The organism is Nocardioides speluncae, assembly GCF_003121585.1.
Classification (GTDB): domain Bacteria; phylum Actinomycetota; class Actinomycetes; order Propionibacteriales; family Nocardioidaceae; genus Nocardioides; species Nocardioides speluncae.
Genome location: NZ_QEOO01000011.1, coordinates 166,330 through 179,397, shown reverse-complemented (window position 1 = coordinate 179,397; position 13,068 = coordinate 166,330). Strand labels below are relative to the sequence as shown.

At 71.4% G+C, this 13,068-nt stretch carries 14 protein-coding genes; 8 read left to right on the top strand and 6 right to left on the bottom strand.

All coding sequences use genetic code 11. The features are described 5' to 3' along the window. Nucleotides 1-10 precede the first annotated feature (10 nt). A complete protein-coding gene (locus tag DDV73_RS05760; protein ID WP_109506267.1) occupies nt 11-658 on the bottom strand; it encodes a thymidine kinase in 648 nt (215 codons plus the stop codon). Nucleotides 659-715: 57 nt separating this feature from the next. On the opposite strand from DDV73_RS05760, the gene DDV73_RS05755 reads away from it, so the two are divergent. Genes DDV73_RS05755 through DDV73_RS05745 form a run of 3 tightly spaced genes read left to right on the top strand, consistent with a single transcriptional unit; the run spans nt 716 to nt 3,867 of the window. After that, the gene (locus DDV73_RS05755) at nt 716-1,537 is read left to right on the top strand and encodes a sulfurtransferase (protein ID WP_109506266.1); all 822 of its coding nucleotides are present in this window, start codon (nt 716-718) and stop codon (nt 1,535-1,537) included. Nucleotides 1,538-1,547: 10 nt separating this feature from the next. Then, nucleotides 1,548-2,909, top strand: coding sequence for a glucose-6-phosphate dehydrogenase (locus DDV73_RS05750; protein WP_109506409.1), 1,362 nt, complete (start codon nt 1,548-1,550; stop codon nt 2,907-2,909). A gap of 1 nt (nt 2,910) precedes the next feature. Then, complete coding sequence (locus tag DDV73_RS05745) at nt 2,911-3,867, top strand: NAD(P)H-dependent flavin oxidoreductase (protein WP_109506265.1); 957 nt, start codon at nt 2,911-2,913, stop codon at nt 3,865-3,867. A gap of 9 nt (nt 3,868-3,876) precedes the next feature. On the opposite strand, the gene DDV73_RS05740 is transcribed toward DDV73_RS05745, so the two are convergent. Together DDV73_RS05740 and sepH are read right to left on the bottom strand one after the other, a co-directional pair. Beyond that, nucleotides 3,877-5,865, bottom strand: coding sequence for an SDR family oxidoreductase (locus tag DDV73_RS05740; protein ID WP_109506264.1), 1,989 nt, complete (start codon nt 5,863-5,865; stop codon nt 3,877-3,879). Between the two features lie 22 nt (nt 5,866-5,887). Next, complete coding sequence (sepH, locus tag DDV73_RS05735; RefSeq protein WP_109506263.1) at nt 5,888-6,877, bottom strand: septation protein SepH; 990 nt, start codon at nt 6,875-6,877, stop codon at nt 5,888-5,890. Between the two features lie 135 nt (nt 6,878-7,012). Here sepH and DDV73_RS05730 point away from each other — a divergent pair, with 135 nt between their 5' ends. Next, a complete protein-coding gene (locus DDV73_RS05730; RefSeq protein WP_109506262.1) occupies nt 7,013-7,633 on the top strand; it encodes a trimeric intracellular cation channel family protein in 621 nt (206 codons plus the stop codon). 37 nt (nt 7,634-7,670) lie between these two features. Here DDV73_RS05730 and DDV73_RS05725 read toward each other — a convergent pair whose 3' ends face one another. Further along, on the bottom strand, nt 7,671-8,888 hold the full coding sequence (locus DDV73_RS05725; RefSeq protein WP_109506261.1) for an MFS transporter: 1,218 nt from the start codon (nt 8,886-8,888) through the stop codon (nt 7,671-7,673). 75 nt (nt 8,889-8,963) lie between these two features. Here DDV73_RS05725 and DDV73_RS05720 point away from each other — a divergent pair, with 75 nt between their 5' ends. The 4 genes from DDV73_RS05720 (at nt 8,964) to DDV73_RS05705 (ending at nt 11,839) form a co-directional block, all read left to right on the top strand. After that, on the top strand, nt 8,964-10,040 hold the full coding sequence (locus DDV73_RS05720; protein ID WP_109506260.1) for a ferrochelatase: 1,077 nt from the start codon (nt 8,964-8,966) through the stop codon (nt 10,038-10,040). A 78-nt stretch (nt 10,041-10,118) separates the two neighbouring features. Beyond that, nucleotides 10,119-10,598: a MarR family winged helix-turn-helix transcriptional regulator gene (locus tag DDV73_RS05715; protein ID WP_109506259.1), complete on the top strand. Its 480-nt coding sequence runs from the start codon at nt 10,119-10,121 to the stop codon at nt 10,596-10,598. Then, a complete protein-coding gene (locus DDV73_RS05710; protein WP_109506258.1) occupies nt 10,598-11,407 on the top strand; it encodes an inositol monophosphatase family protein in 810 nt (269 codons plus the stop codon). Before DDV73_RS05715 ends, DDV73_RS05710 begins: the two co-directional genes overlap by 1 nt. A 141-nt stretch (nt 11,408-11,548) precedes the next feature. Next, on the top strand, nt 11,549-11,839 hold the full coding sequence (locus tag DDV73_RS05705; protein ID WP_109506408.1) for a DUF4193 domain-containing protein: 291 nt from the start codon (nt 11,549-11,551) through the stop codon (nt 11,837-11,839). Nucleotides 11,840-11,909: 70 nt separating this feature from the next. Here DDV73_RS05705 and DDV73_RS05700 read toward each other — a convergent pair whose 3' ends face one another. Both DDV73_RS05700 and DDV73_RS05695 read right to left on the bottom strand, forming a co-directional pair. Then, a complete protein-coding gene (locus DDV73_RS05700) occupies nt 11,910-12,293 on the bottom strand; it encodes a DUF4235 domain-containing protein (RefSeq protein ID WP_109506257.1) in 384 nt (127 codons plus the stop codon). 196 nt (nt 12,294-12,489) lie between these two features. After that, nucleotides 12,490-12,951, bottom strand: coding sequence for a DUF3093 domain-containing protein (locus tag DDV73_RS05695; protein WP_109506256.1), 462 nt, complete (start codon nt 12,949-12,951; stop codon nt 12,490-12,492). Nucleotides 12,952-13,068 lie beyond the last annotated feature (117 nt).

Genomic DNA, 13,068 nt, shown 5'->3' with positions numbered 1-13,068 from the left:
TGTCCGCCGCTCAGCCGAAGGGGAGGGGCTCGGGGGCGAGGCTCACGGCCTTGGCCCGGGCGGCGGTGAGGCGGCGGCGGTGGTGCTGGCGGCAGAGCACCTCGTAGGACACGTCGACGTCGTCGGACTGGTCGACGTCGCCCACGACCACCACTTCCCCCTCGGTGACCATCGCGCCGTTCTCGGTGCGGGCGTTGTGGGTGGCCCGCTTGCCGCACCAGCACAGGGCCTCGACCTGCAGCACCTCGGTCTTGTCGGCGAGCTCGACCAGCCGGGCGCTGCCGGGGAACAGCTGCGAGCGGAAGTCGGTGAGGATGCCGAATGCGAACACGTCGATCTGCAGCTCGTCCGCGATCTTGGCGAGCTGGTCGATCTGGTTCCGGGAGTAGAACTGGGCCTCGTCGCAGATCAGGTAGTCGATCCGGCCGCCGGCGGTCAGCGCGGAGACGACGTACTTCCAGAAGTCGAAGTCCGACGCCACCTCGATCGCGTCGTGGGTGAGCCCGAGCCGGCTGGAGAGCGTGGCCGTGCCCGCCCGGTCGTGAGTGGTGAAGATCCGGCCGACCCGGCCGCGCGCCGCGTGGTTGTGGTTGGTCTGCAGGGCGAGCGTGCTCTTCCCGGAGTCCATGGTGCCGGTGAAGAAATGGAGTTCAGCCACCCGCGAATCCTGCCACGCGGTCACCACTGGTGGAGCACCCACCGGCATGATGAAGCCATGGCCGGACCGCTGATCGAGGCAGACGAACTGCGAACCCTGGTGGGGGAGGTGACGCTGCTGGACGTGCGCTACAAGATGGGCGGTCCGCCGGGCCGCGATGAGTTCGTGGCCGGGCACCTCCCGGGCGCGGCGTACGTCGATGTCGACGCCGACCTGGCCGCGCCTCCGGGCGAGGGCGGCCGGCATCCGCTCCCTGATCCGGAGGTGTTCGTGGCGGCGATGCGGCGCGCCGGCGTGTCCGGCAGGCGACCCGTGGTCGTGTACGACGACTGGTCCGGGCACGCCGCGGGCCGGGGCTGGTGGCTGCTGCGCCACTACGGCCACCTTGACGTGCGGCTCCTCGACGGCGGCTGGTCGGCGTGGGTGGCCGAGGGCGGCGCGGTCGAGACCGGCGAGGAGTCCCACCGCGAGCCGGGCGACTTCGAGGGACGGCCGGGGTCGATGCCGGTTGTCGAGGCCGACACGGTCCGCGACGTGGCGGTGCTGATCGACGCTCGCGCGCCGGAGCGCTACCGCGGTGAGACCGAGCCGATCGACCCGGTCGCCGGCCGCATCCCGGGCGCGGTCAACGTGCACACCGCCCGCAACCTCGACAACCACGGCCGGTTCCGCGGCGCCTCGGAGCTCCGCGAGGTGTACGCCGCGGTCGGCGCCACTGAGGGGGCCGACGTCGCGGCGTACTGCGGTTCCGGCGTCACCGCCATCCACGACATCATCGCGCTGGAGCTGGTCGGCGTCCGCGCCGCGCTCTACCCGGGCTCGTGGAGCGGGTGGATCACCGACCCGGAGCGGCCGGTCGAGCGCGCTGATGACCGCTAGCGTGGGATCCATGACCAACCGGATCGGGACGTTGTTGGTGCTCGGCGCGAGCGGAGACCTGACGGGCCGGCTGCTGCTGCCGGGACTCGCAGGTCTGCTCGCCAGCGACCGTGGGCGGCCGCTGCTGCTGCTCGGCACCGGGCGCGAGGAGTTCACGCCGGCCGCCTGGCAGAAGCGGGTCCGGGACGCGTTCGCCACCGCCAAGGTGCGCGGCAAGCTGGTCACCGCGACCGCCAAGCAGTCCCGCTATGTCACCGCCGACGTGACCCAGGCGCTCGACCTGGAGAAGCTGCTGGCCGAGTGCGACGGCCCGCCCGCGATCTACTTCGCGCTGCCGCCGGCGATCAGCGCGAAGGTCTGCCACGCACTCCGCGCGGTCGAGCTGCCCGAGGGCACGATCCTCGTGATGGAGAAGCCGTTCGGCGTCGACGAGAAGAGTGCCGCCGAGCTGAACAACCTGGTCCGCTCGCTGGTTCCGGAGCGTCAGATCTTCCGGGTCGACCACTTCCTCGGCCGCTCCGACGTGCTCAACGTCCTCGGTCTGCGATTCGCCAACCGGCTCTTCGAGGCGGTCTGGAACAGCCAGCACGTCGAGCGGATCGAGATTGTGTACGACGAGGACCTAGCCCTCGAGGGGCGCGCGGGCTACTACGACCACGCCGGCGCCCTGATCGACATGATCCAGAGCCACCTCCTGCAGGTGATGGCGCTGCTGATGATGGAGGTGCCGGCCACCCTGCACGAGGCGGACCTGCGGGACGCGACCGCGCAGGTGCTGCGGGCCACCCGGCCGTACGGCGACCCGGTGAGGTACTCGCGGCGGGCCCGCTACACCGCCGGCACGCTCGGCCGGCGCAAGGTCCCGGCGTACACGAAGGAGGAGGGCGTCGACGCAGGCCGGCACACCGAGACGCTGGCCGAGATGACCGTCGAGGTCCGCAACTGGCGGTGGGACGGCGTCCCAGTGACGCTGCGCTCCGGCAAGGCCCTCGGCACCGCCCGCAAGGAGGCGGTGATCACGCTGAAGCCGGTCCCGCACCTGCCAGACGGGCTCAAGGGCGCGGAGACGCCGGACACGATCGTGATCGGCTTCAAGCCGCCGCGGATCGAGTTCGGCCTCGACGTCAACGGCCCCGGAGACCCGCTCGCGCTGGACGAGGTGAAGGTGGTCGCCGACTTCGGCACCAGCGAGCTCACGGCGTACGGCGAGGTGCTCGGCGGCGTGCTCGACGGGGACCCGCTGCTGTCGGTCCGCGGCGATCACGCCGAGGCGTGCTGGCGGATCGTGGCGCCGGTGCTGGCCGCGTGGCGCAAGGACCAGGTGCCGATGAACACCTACCCGGCCGGGAGCACCGGCCCGCGGGGGTGGTGACATGGCGCTGACGACGACCTTCACCACGCTGGCCGGCTGCATCCACCCGGTCGTCTCGGCGCCGATGGGCGGCTCCGCGGGCGGTGAGCTCGCGGCGGCGGTCAGCAACGCCGGCGGGTACGGCTTCGTGGGCGGCGGCCCCGGCCAAACCGAATGGCTGGAGCCGCAGCTGCGGATCGCGGCCGAGAAGGCGACCCGTCCGTGGGGCGCCGGCCTGCTCACCTGGGCGGCCGACGACGCCAAGGTCGGCCGGCTGCTGGAGTACGGACCGGCATCGGTGTTCCTCGGCTTCGGCGACCCGACCCCGTACGCCGACCGGATCCACGCCGCGGGAGCGCAGCTGTTCGTGCAGGTGACCGACCTCGACGAGGCGCGGCAGGCACTCGACGCAGGCGCCGACGTTGTCATCGCCCAGGGCGTCGACGCGGGCGGTCACAGCGGCGGCGGCCGCGGCACCATGTCCTTCGTCCCGGTCGTCGTTGACCTGGCCGGCTCGGTACCGGTGCTGGCTGCCGGTGGCGTGGTCGACGGCCGTGGCCTGGCCGCTTCGCTGGCGCTCGGCGCGGCGGGTGCGCTGGTCGGCACCCGGTTCCAGGCGTGCCCGGAGGCCGTCGTACCGGAGGCGGTGCAGAAGGCGCTGCTGACCGGCGGTGGCGACGACACCGTGCTCAGCACCGTGCTGGACGCCGCCCGCCGGTCGGCCTGGCCGTCGCGCTACCCGGGCCGGTCGCTGCGCAACGCCTTCCTGGACCGGTGGGAGGGCCGGGTCAACGAACTGCGCGGTGACGAGGCCGCGTTGGCCGAGTACGCCGACGGCGTGGCTCGTCAGGACCGGGACTACCTGGCGGTGTGGGCGAGTGCGGCGGTCGATCTGATCACCGAGCTGACCCCGGCCGCCGAGATCGTTGCCGAGATCGCCGGCGACGCAGAGGAGATCCTCACCCGGCTCCCGGGCTGATCAACCCGCCTACCAGTGCACGCCCTTGAAGACCCGGGTCAGCAGCACCCGCTCGGCGTCCTTGCCGGTGCTGGCCTGCTCGCCGCGGGCGGCCGCGGAGTCCGGGAAGACGTGGTAGGCCATGTTCAGCACCCGAAACGCGAGCTTGGGCGCGACCGTGTGCCCGACCGCGCCGGCGTTGCCGAGCAGCGTGTTCAGCTCGTGCGGCTTCTCCACCAGCGCCTTGATCACCAGGTCCGCCGCCTGCGCGGGTGAGATCGCCGGGAACTTGTCGTACATCTTGGTGGGCGCGATCATCGGCGTCCGCACCAGCGGCATGTGGATGCTTGTGAACGTGATCCCGTCGCCGACCAGCTCGGAGGAGACCACGTTGCTCCACGAGTCCAGCGCGGCCTTCGACGCGACGTACGCCGAGAACCGCGGTGGGTTGGTCTGGACGCCGATCGAGGAGATGTTGACGATGTGGCCGGAGCGGTTCTGGCGCATCCTCGGGATCAGCCCCATCACCAGCCGGATGGCGCCGAAGTAGTTGAGCTGCATGGTGCGCTCGAAGTCGTGGAAGCGGTCCTGCGACAGCCGCAGCGAGCGCCGGATCGAGCGGCCGGCGTTGTTGACCACGTAGTCGACCGACGGCAGCTCCTCGCCGAGCCGGGCGCAGAGCTCGTCGATCGCGTCCAGGTCCGACAGGTCGCACGGGTAGACCTCCGCCCGTCCGCCGCGGTTCTCGATGCTGTCGCGCACCTCCTCGAGCTTGTCCTTGCCGCGGGCGACCAGGACCGGGATCCCTCCTGCCTGGGCGACCTTGTACGCCGTCACCTCGCCGATGCCCGACGAGGCGCCGGTGATCACGACGTACCTGCCCTTCAGGGCCGCTCGGTTGGCACGGCTGCGGCCGGTGCTGCGGTCGAGCTGGTTCTCCCAGTAGCTCCACAGGGTGCGGGCGTAGGAGTCCAGCGCGGGGCAGACGATCCCGGATCCGGCCAGCGCTGCCTCGGTGAGCCGGGAGTCGTAGACGGTGGCGAACGAGAGGTGCGGGAACACCTCGGCGGGGATGCCGAGCCGGCCGACGCTCTGGTCGAGCGCGAGCTGGGCGAGCGGCGTCCTGGCCAGCGCCTGGGCGAGGTTGGCCGGGCGCAGCCGGCGGGGGAGTACGTCGGTGACCCGGCGGTCGACCGGTGTCGCGAACCGCGGCGCGCCTGCGGCCGCGCAGAACGCGTTGACCATCTCGATGACCGGCTGCGGCCGGGGGCTGACCAGGTGGAAGGCCTTGCCGTCCTGGTCCGGCAGGTGGGCGAGGTGCACCATCGCCGCGGCGACGTAGTCGACCGGCACGATGTTGGTGTCGCCCAGGTCCGGGCCGAGCATCGGCAGCGCCGACGGCATCAGGTCGCGGAACCGCTTGAGCAGCGGGAAGACGTAGTACGGCCCGTCGATCTTGTCCATCGCGCCGGTCTCGGAGTGGCCGACCACGATCGCCGGCCGGTAGACCCGCCACGGCACCTGCGACTCCTCGCGCACGATCCGCTCGGACTCGAACTTGGTGCGGTGGTACGGCGACGGCAGCCGCTGCCCCTCGTCGAACATGGTCTCGTCGAACCGGCCGTGGAAGTCACCGGACGCCGCCACTGACGAGACCTGGTGGAAGCAGCCCGCGTCGAGCGCGGCGGCGAGGTCGAGCGCGTTGCGGGTGCCGGCGACGTTCATCAGGTCGTTGGTCGCGTCGTCCGCGGTCATGTCGTAGACGGCCGCCAGGTGGAAGAAGTGGTCGATCGCGCCGGCGTTCGCGGCTACCCACGCCGGGTCGACGCCGAGCGCCGGCTCGGAGAGATCCCCGACGACGGGAGTGACCCGGTCACCCCAGCGCTTGCGGAGCCGGTCCAGGCGCTCCATCGAGCCGGCGCGGACCAGGACGAAGATCTCGCCCTCACGACGCTCGACCAGCTCGCTGACGAGGAAGCGGCCGATGAACCCGGTGGCTCCGGTGACGAAGTAGGCCATACCCGGAGGTTATCCCTACCGGTCAGTCGGATTTCCCGCCGCCGAACATAATCTCGTCCCAGCTGGGGACAGAGGCGCGGCCGCGGTTCTTGCGGACCGGGCGCCGGGTCTGCGGCTCGTCTTCGGCGTCCGCGTCGGCCGGCGCGGACTCGGCTGCCGGCGCCGCCTTGGCGTGCGCGATGTCGTGCCGAGGCGCGGGCGGCTCGTCGTCGAGGTAGGCCTCGACGGGCTGCTCGACGATCTCGTGGATGTCGGGCGTGCGGCGTACCTCGGCGACGGTCTCGGTGAGGTCTTCGGTGGCCTCGTCGTCGTCGGTGCGGGTGACCAGCTCGATGGCGTCGTCGCCCAGCGGCAGCTCGTCCTCGTTGACCACGGCTAGCCGCCGCTGCCGGGCCTGCCGGAGCTCGTCCTTCATCTCCGGAGCGGCGGCCTTCGCGACGCCGTCGCCGACCAGCCAGCGGGCGTCGTCGTTCTCGGTCAGCACGTAGTTGCCGGGCATGTCGTAGGTGAACTTGGCGACGCCCTTCCGCTTGCCGGAGGTGTACGCCGCGGACAGCGTCCAGCGGCCGTCCTCGCGGCGCCAGGCGTCCCACTCGACGGTCTCGGGGTCGGTGTTCTCGGAGCGCAGCAGCGCGGCCACGGCGTCGCCGAGAGTACGGGCGGCCCCCGCGTCGCCCGACTTGCGGCGTACCGAGGAACGCTGGGCGCGCTCGGCGATGTGGGCGCGCTCAGCCAGCACCGGACCGGCGTACGGCATCACGCGGTCGACGGTGGTCTGCGCGGCCTGCGCAACGGCCTCGGGGGTGTCACCTGCTCGGATGCGCGCCTGGATATCGCGTGGGCGAAGTGCACTTTCCATCTGAATCTCCAACTGGCCGATGCGTGCGTGCTCGCCGCGCAGTGCGGCCCGGAGCCGGGAGTCGATGACCAACGTGAACCGCTCACCCTTGTCGCTGACCAGCAGCAGCCGCTCGTTGTCCTCGCTCAGCCCTGCGAGCGTGAGGTGCAACATCGCGGTCCTCGCTCCTGCCCGTATTTCGTTGGCCTCGGGTGTACTCGGCCCCGTCTCCGGTGCGTTGAGCCTACGTCAGTCCACGGTGCGCGTGCCGGACCAGCGACGGCGCGCCGTGGCGGTAACCTCCCCGCCATGTCCTCCCTGCTCGTGGTATTGGACCTCGCGGGGATCTTCGTCTTCGCGATCTCCGGTGCACTGGTGGCGGTCCGCAAGCAGCTCGACCTGTTCGGCGTGCTGGTGCTGGCCGGTACGACGGGGCTCGGCGGCGGGTTCCTGCGCGACGTCCTCATCGACGCGACGCCGCCGGCCGCGCTGGCGGACTGGCGCTACCTGCTGGTGCCGGTGGGGGCCGGTCTGGTCACGTTCGTCTTCCACCCGACGCTGGGCCGGCTGGAGCGGCTGGTGAACGTCTTCGACGCGTTCGGGCTGTCGCTGTTCTGCGTGGCCGGGGCGCTGAAGGCGATGGACTACGGCCTCAGCCCGCTGCCGGCCGCGCTGATGGGGATGGTGACCGGGATCGGCGGCGGCATGGTGCGCGACGTACTCGCCGGCCGAGTGCCGATGATCTTCCGCGGCGAGCTCTATGCGACGCCGGCGCTGGCCGGGTCAGCGGTCGCCGTGGTGGGCTACGACCTCGGTCAGCCGGTCTGGCTGGTCGCCGCCCTCGGCGCCTCGGTCTGCCTGGTCTGGCGGCTGCTCGCGATGTGGCAGGGCTGGCGCGCCCCCATGCCCGGCGGCTCCGCCAGCGTCTGAGTTGGCCCAGGTTCCGGATAGTCCAGAACGGTCTACATCACTTCGCGCTGGAAAATGATGTCGAACGTTCTGGACTATCGACGTCCGGGACTCGCAGCAGCAGTGCGGCGGCGGAGCCGAGGAGGCCGGCGACGACGGGTACGACGTACGCGGCGGAGGCGCCCTGGTGGTCGATGACGTAGCCGGCCAACGCTGCGCCGGGCGCGACGCCGCCGGCCATCCCGGTGTGCAGCACCGCCATGCTCTCGGTCAGCCGCGCGGACGGGACGTGCTGCTCCATCAGCGACAGGGCGGCGATCAGGGTCGGCGCGATCGCGAGGCCGCCGAGGAACAGCACGGGACCCATCAGCCACATCGACTCGATGAACACCGGCGGCACCATCGCCAGCGACAGCGCGAGGATGCCGCGTCGGGTCCGCACGTCCGCGCCGATCCGCCAGCGCAGGGCGCCGGTGACGACCCCGGCGATCAGGCTGCCGAGCGCCCAGATCGCGAGCAGAACGCCGGTGTAGGCCTTCGCGCCCTCCTCCTCGGCGAACCCGACGGTCGCGACCTCGGCCGCTCCGAAGATCATCCCGAGCGCCACGCAGACGACCGTGAGCGTCACGACCAGGTTCCACGGCATCCTCGGCCGCTCGCCAGCGTGGGCGCCGAAGGCGTGGGCGGGCGGCTCGGTGCGCCGCTGGGCGGCGAGCGCGTAGGTCCCGGACACCCCGCAGATGATCGCGGCCGCGAGGCCGGCGACCGGGTGCCAGAGGGTGGCGAGTGCGGTCACCAGGATCGGCCCAGTGATGAAGATCGCCTCGTCGATCACCGACTCCAGCGCGTAGGCGGTGTGTACGTCGTGCGGATCGGACAGCGCGTGGCTCCACCTGGCACGGACGCAGGAGCCGATCTGCGGTATCGCGGCGCCGGCGACCGCGGCCAGGCAGTAGGTGACCGCAAGCGGCCAGTCCGCCTGGACCGACCACGTCATCAGCGCGAGCGCGACGCCGAACACCGACTCGACGATCGGGAGCACGCGCGCCTGGCCGAGTGCGTCGACGAGTCGCCCGTGCACGATCGAGAGGAGGGCGTTGGCGATGATGAAGGTCGCCGAGACCGCGCCGGCTAGTCCGTAGGAGCCCGTTGCATCCTCGACCAGCAGCACGATGCCCAGGCCGATCATCGAGATCGGCAGCCGGGCGAGGAAGCCGGTGAGGCTGAAGAGGAGGGTTCCCGGCTCCGAGAGGACCCGGCGGTACGGCGTGAGCATCGCCTTCAGCCTAGGTGCCGAGGGAGTACCGCCCAATCGAGTTTCTCGGCCGTCAGGGTTCCCTACGATTGACCCATGACCTCGGACCCCGCGCCGTACGACGCCGTCTTGCTCGTCTCGTTCGGAGGGCCGGAGAAGGCCGAGGACGTGGTCCCGTTCCTGGAGAACGTCACCCGAGGTCGCGGGATCCCGAAGGCGCGGCTGGAGCAGGTCGGCGAGCACTACTTCCAGTTCGGCGGCCGGTCGCCGATCAACGATCAGAACCGCGAGTTCCTGGGCGAGCTGCGCGAGGACTTCAAGGGCGCGGGGCTGGACCTGCCGGTCTACTGGGGCAACCGGAACTGGGACCCGATGCTGGCCGACACGGTGCGGCAGATGCGCGACGACGGCATCCGCCGGGCCGCCTGCTTCGTGACCTCGGCGTACTCGTCGTACTCCAGCTGCCGGCAGTACCGCGAGGACCTCGCCGCCGCGACCGCCGCGGTCCCGGACGCTCCGGTGCTGGACCGGCTCCGCTCGTACTTCAACCACCCGGGCTTCGTCGAGCCGATGGTCGACGCCACGCTGACCGCGCTCGCCGACCTGCCGGACGCCGCTCGCGACGCCGCGCACCTGGCGTTCGTCACCCACTCGCTCCCGGTCACGATGAGCGACACCAGCGGGCCCAAGGGCGGCGAGTACGTCGCCCAGCACCGCAGCGTCATCGACGAGATCGTCGAGCGGGTGCGGCAGGAGACCGGCCGGCGACACCCGCACGAGCTGGTCTTCTGCTCCCGCTCCGGCTCGCCGCGCACCCCGTGGCTGGAGCCCGACGTCAACGACCATCTCGAGGCGATCGCCGAGCGCAATGCCAGCGGCGTCGTGGTGATCCCGATCGGTTTCGTCTCCGACCACATGGAGGTGGTCTACGACCTGGACACCGAGGCCCAGGCGACCGCGGAGCGGCTCAAGCTGCCGTTCGTCCGGGCGGCCACCGCCGGCATCGACCCGAGGTTCGTGGCCCTGGTCCGCGACCTGGTCCTCGAGCGGGCTGCGGTGGAGCGCGGCGAGGACGTCGTCCGCGCGGTGGAAGGCGCGCTGCCGGCGTGCTGGGACCGGTGCCGGCCCAGCTGCTGTCCCAACCCCCAGGGCGAGAAGCCGGCGCTGCCCTAAAGGGCACTCCTGGCCGGGCTGTTTCGAGCCCAGGTATTGGGTGGGATGTCATCCTTTGTTTCTCGCTAGGCTCGGTACGTGGATCCGCTGTTCGAGCTCGCTCTCTCGGTCAAGGCGGGGCACCGAGCCCTCGAGCGCGTCGTCAACGAGGCGCTCGCCCCGCTCGGTGTCACCGGCCTGCAAGCGGACGCGCTGGTGGTGATCGGCCAGGCGGGCGCGGTGTCCCTCAAGGAGCTCGGAGACCTGCTCGTGGCCGAGGCCGGCCACCCGAGCCGCCTCGTCGACCGGCTGGTGGCCCTCGGCCATGTCGAGCGGCGGCCGGCGGCCGAGGACCGGCGCCGTGTGGTACTGTCGCTGAGCCCCTCCGGCCATGCACTCGCTCGCAAGATCGAGGTGGCCAGGGAAGAGGTGCTCGCGAACGTCGAGCCGATCGTCCCGAAGTCCGACGTCGCGGCCGCCCTGCGCCTGTTCCGGACGCTGCTGCCGCTCACCGACTACGGCGGCCTGGTCGAGCGCCGCCGCGCGCTCTCCGACCCCTCCACCGGGTCCGGGACCTGATGACCGATACCAACGCTGGCGAGCTGCTCCAGCTCGCCCGCCAGGTCGCGTCCGAGGCCGCGGCGCTGGTCCAGGCCCGGCGTGCTGCCGGTGTGAGCGTGGCCGCCACCAAGAGCAGCGACGTCGACATCGTCACGGAGGCCGACCGGGCCAGCGAGGAGCTGATCCAGCGGCTGATCCGCGCCGCGCGGCCCGACGACGGCTTCGTGGGCGAGGAGGGCGGCGCCGCGAGCGGCAGCACCGGTGTGCGCTGGATCGTCGACCCGATCGACGGCACTGTGAACTTCCTCTATGGCCTCCCTCAGTACGCCGTCTCCATCGCCGCCGAGCTGGACGGCCAGGTGGTGGCCGGCGTTGTCCGCAACGCCGCCACGGGCGTCGAGTACGCCGCCACCCGCGGCGGTGGCGCCACCCGTGACGGCCGGCCGATCGGCGTACGGGCGCCGGCGCCGCTGGCTCGCCGGCTGATCTTCACCGGCTTCAACTACGACGCCGAGGTGCGCACCGCACAGGCGGTCGCGGCGGCCCGGCTGCTGCCGCGGGTCCGGGACCTGCGGCGGCTCGGGTCGTGTGCGCTTGATCTGTGTCACGTCGCCGAGGGCGCGGCCGACGGGTACGTCGAGGAGGGCGTGCACGAGTGGGACTACGCCGCCGGCGCACTGATTGCGGAGGAGGCGGGAGCCCGAGTGGAGGTCCTCGCCGGTCAATGCGGCAGGCCGGCCGTGGTGTGTGCTCCGTCACACGGTTTCGACGAGTTTCTGTCCGCAGTCCGGGACAGCGGATTTCTGCTCGAAAACTCGCTCGGATAGCGGGAATACCCGGTCCCTGCCCGACGTTCCCGCGACACGGCGAGACGTGAACGTGCACATCGCCCGGCAATGGTGCACAATCGCGCCGCGATACAACGGATTTATGGACAACCCGGGCCTGCTCGATAGGGGTGGATGACGATGGCGACGGACTACGACGCACCGCGCAAAAACGAAGAAGACCAGAGCGAAGAGAGCATTGAGGAACTCAAGGCCCGTCGCCACGACAAGAACTCGGGCAAGGTTGACGAGGACGAGGCCGAGGCGGCCGAGGCTTTCGAGCTTCCCGGCGCCGACCTGTCCCACGAGGAGCTGGCCGTCGAGGTCAAGCCCCGCCAGGACGACGAGTTCACCTGCATGAGCTGCTTCCTGGTGCACCACCGGTCGCAGCTTGCTGATGCCGACAAGCTGATCTGTCGGGACTGCGCGTAACCGCGCGACCTTCGGCAGGCAACGAAAGAGCCGCAACCCGTGAGGGTTGCGGCTCTTAGGGATTTGGGTCTCAGCGCTTCTTCTTGGACTTCTTCTCCGCCTTGGCCGCGGCCTTCTCCAGCTCGGCCTTCTCCTCGGCCGCAGTGGCGGCGGCTTGCTCGGCAGCAACCTCGCTGTCCTTGCGCAGCTCGGGAGGCAGGTGGCCGGTGGAGCGCAGGTAGTAGCTCGCCGCCCGTCGGGTCGCCAGCATCCTGGCGATGGCGACGAAGGTGCCGCTCGCGGCGGCCCAGGTGACGGCCTCCCAGAGCTTCACGTCGGGGTCGGCAGGGTTGCTCGGGGGCTTCTTGCCCGTTGCCGCCTTCCAACCGGTGTTCAGCGCCTTCTTGGCCACCGTCGCGCCCGCGAGCGCGGACACCAGTGAGAACGCGGACCAGACCTTCGAGCCCGATGCCATGTGCTTGCCTCCTCGAGAGCGTTTCCGCAGCACACCCTACCCAGGGCAGGGCGGTCGGCACTCCGTTGGCTGCGCGGCGCGATCCACGCACGCTGGCTGCGTTGTCCTCGGTCGACGGGCCACCGGCCCGCCTCCCTCGTCCGCCTTGCCAGCGCACGCGCCTCGCACCGCTCGCTACAACGGAGAGCCGACCACCCTACCCAGCAGCGCCGGCCTCGGGGGCGGTCGTGGCCAGCGCGTTGGCGAGCCGGTCCGGGTGCCGGGTGCTGAGCAGCCAGTACGGCGTCGGGTCGGCCGGGTCGGCGATCTCGACCTTCACCGCGCGCTTGAGGTAGGGGCGCAGCAGCAGGTAGGCGCGGGCGTCGGCCTCGACACCCGCGATCCGGCGGGTCGCCTCCGCGTCGAGCGGGTCGGCGCCGCCTACCAGCCGGGTCGGGATGTGGGCCCGGCCGGCACGGAGCTCGCCGTCGGTGATCGTGATCCGGGCGCCGCCGTACCAAAGCAGGCAGCCGGCGACCAGCGCGGCGGCGATGGCGGCGATCGTCCATGCGGCAGCCGCCGGCAGGGCGACCACGAAGGCGAGCCAGAGGCTGGCAAGCAGCATCGTGGCCTGGGCCCACCAGCGGAGCGGGACGGTCAGGCGTTCGGCGTACGACACGGCGCAAGCCTGTCACCTGGCCGAGTGCGGCCGCCGAGGTGGGTGCTTGGACCACGCCGGGTAAGGTCAGCCCACGTGTCCACCCAGAACGCACCCGAGCCCCTCGAAGGCTCAGTC

Coding starts and splice junctions, on each gene's coding strand:
- DDV73_RS05755 (WP_109506266.1), top strand. CDS start 716: ATGGCCGGACCGCTGATCGAGGCAGACGAACTGCGAACCCTGGTGGGG.
- DDV73_RS05750 (WP_109506409.1), top strand. CDS start 1,548: ATGACCAACCGGATCGGGACGTTGTTGGTGCTCGGCGCGAGCGGAGAC.
- DDV73_RS05745 (WP_109506265.1), top strand. CDS start 2,911: ATGGCGCTGACGACGACCTTCACCACGCTGGCCGGCTGCATCCACCCG.
- DDV73_RS05740 (WP_109506264.1), bottom strand. CDS start 5,865: ATGGCCTACTTCGTCACCGGAGCCACCGGGTTCATCGGCCGCTTCCTC.
- sepH (WP_109506263.1), bottom strand. CDS start 6,877: ATGTTGCACCTCACGCTCGCAGGGCTGAGCGAGGACAACGAGCGGCTG.
- DDV73_RS05730 (WP_109506262.1), top strand. CDS start 7,013: ATGTCCTCCCTGCTCGTGGTATTGGACCTCGCGGGGATCTTCGTCTTC.
- DDV73_RS05725 (WP_109506261.1), bottom strand. CDS start 8,888: ATGCTCACGCCGTACCGCCGGGTCCTCTCGGAGCCGGGAACCCTCCTC.
- DDV73_RS05720 (WP_109506260.1), top strand. CDS start 8,964: ATGACCTCGGACCCCGCGCCGTACGACGCCGTCTTGCTCGTCTCGTTC.
- DDV73_RS05710 (WP_109506258.1), top strand. CDS start 10,598: ATGACCGATACCAACGCTGGCGAGCTGCTCCAGCTCGCCCGCCAGGTC.
- DDV73_RS05705 (WP_109506408.1), top strand. CDS start 11,549: ATGGCGACGGACTACGACGCACCGCGCAAAAACGAAGAAGACCAGAGC.
- DDV73_RS05700 (WP_109506257.1), bottom strand. CDS start 12,293: ATGGCATCGGGCTCGAAGGTCTGGTCCGCGTTCTCACTGGTGTCCGCG.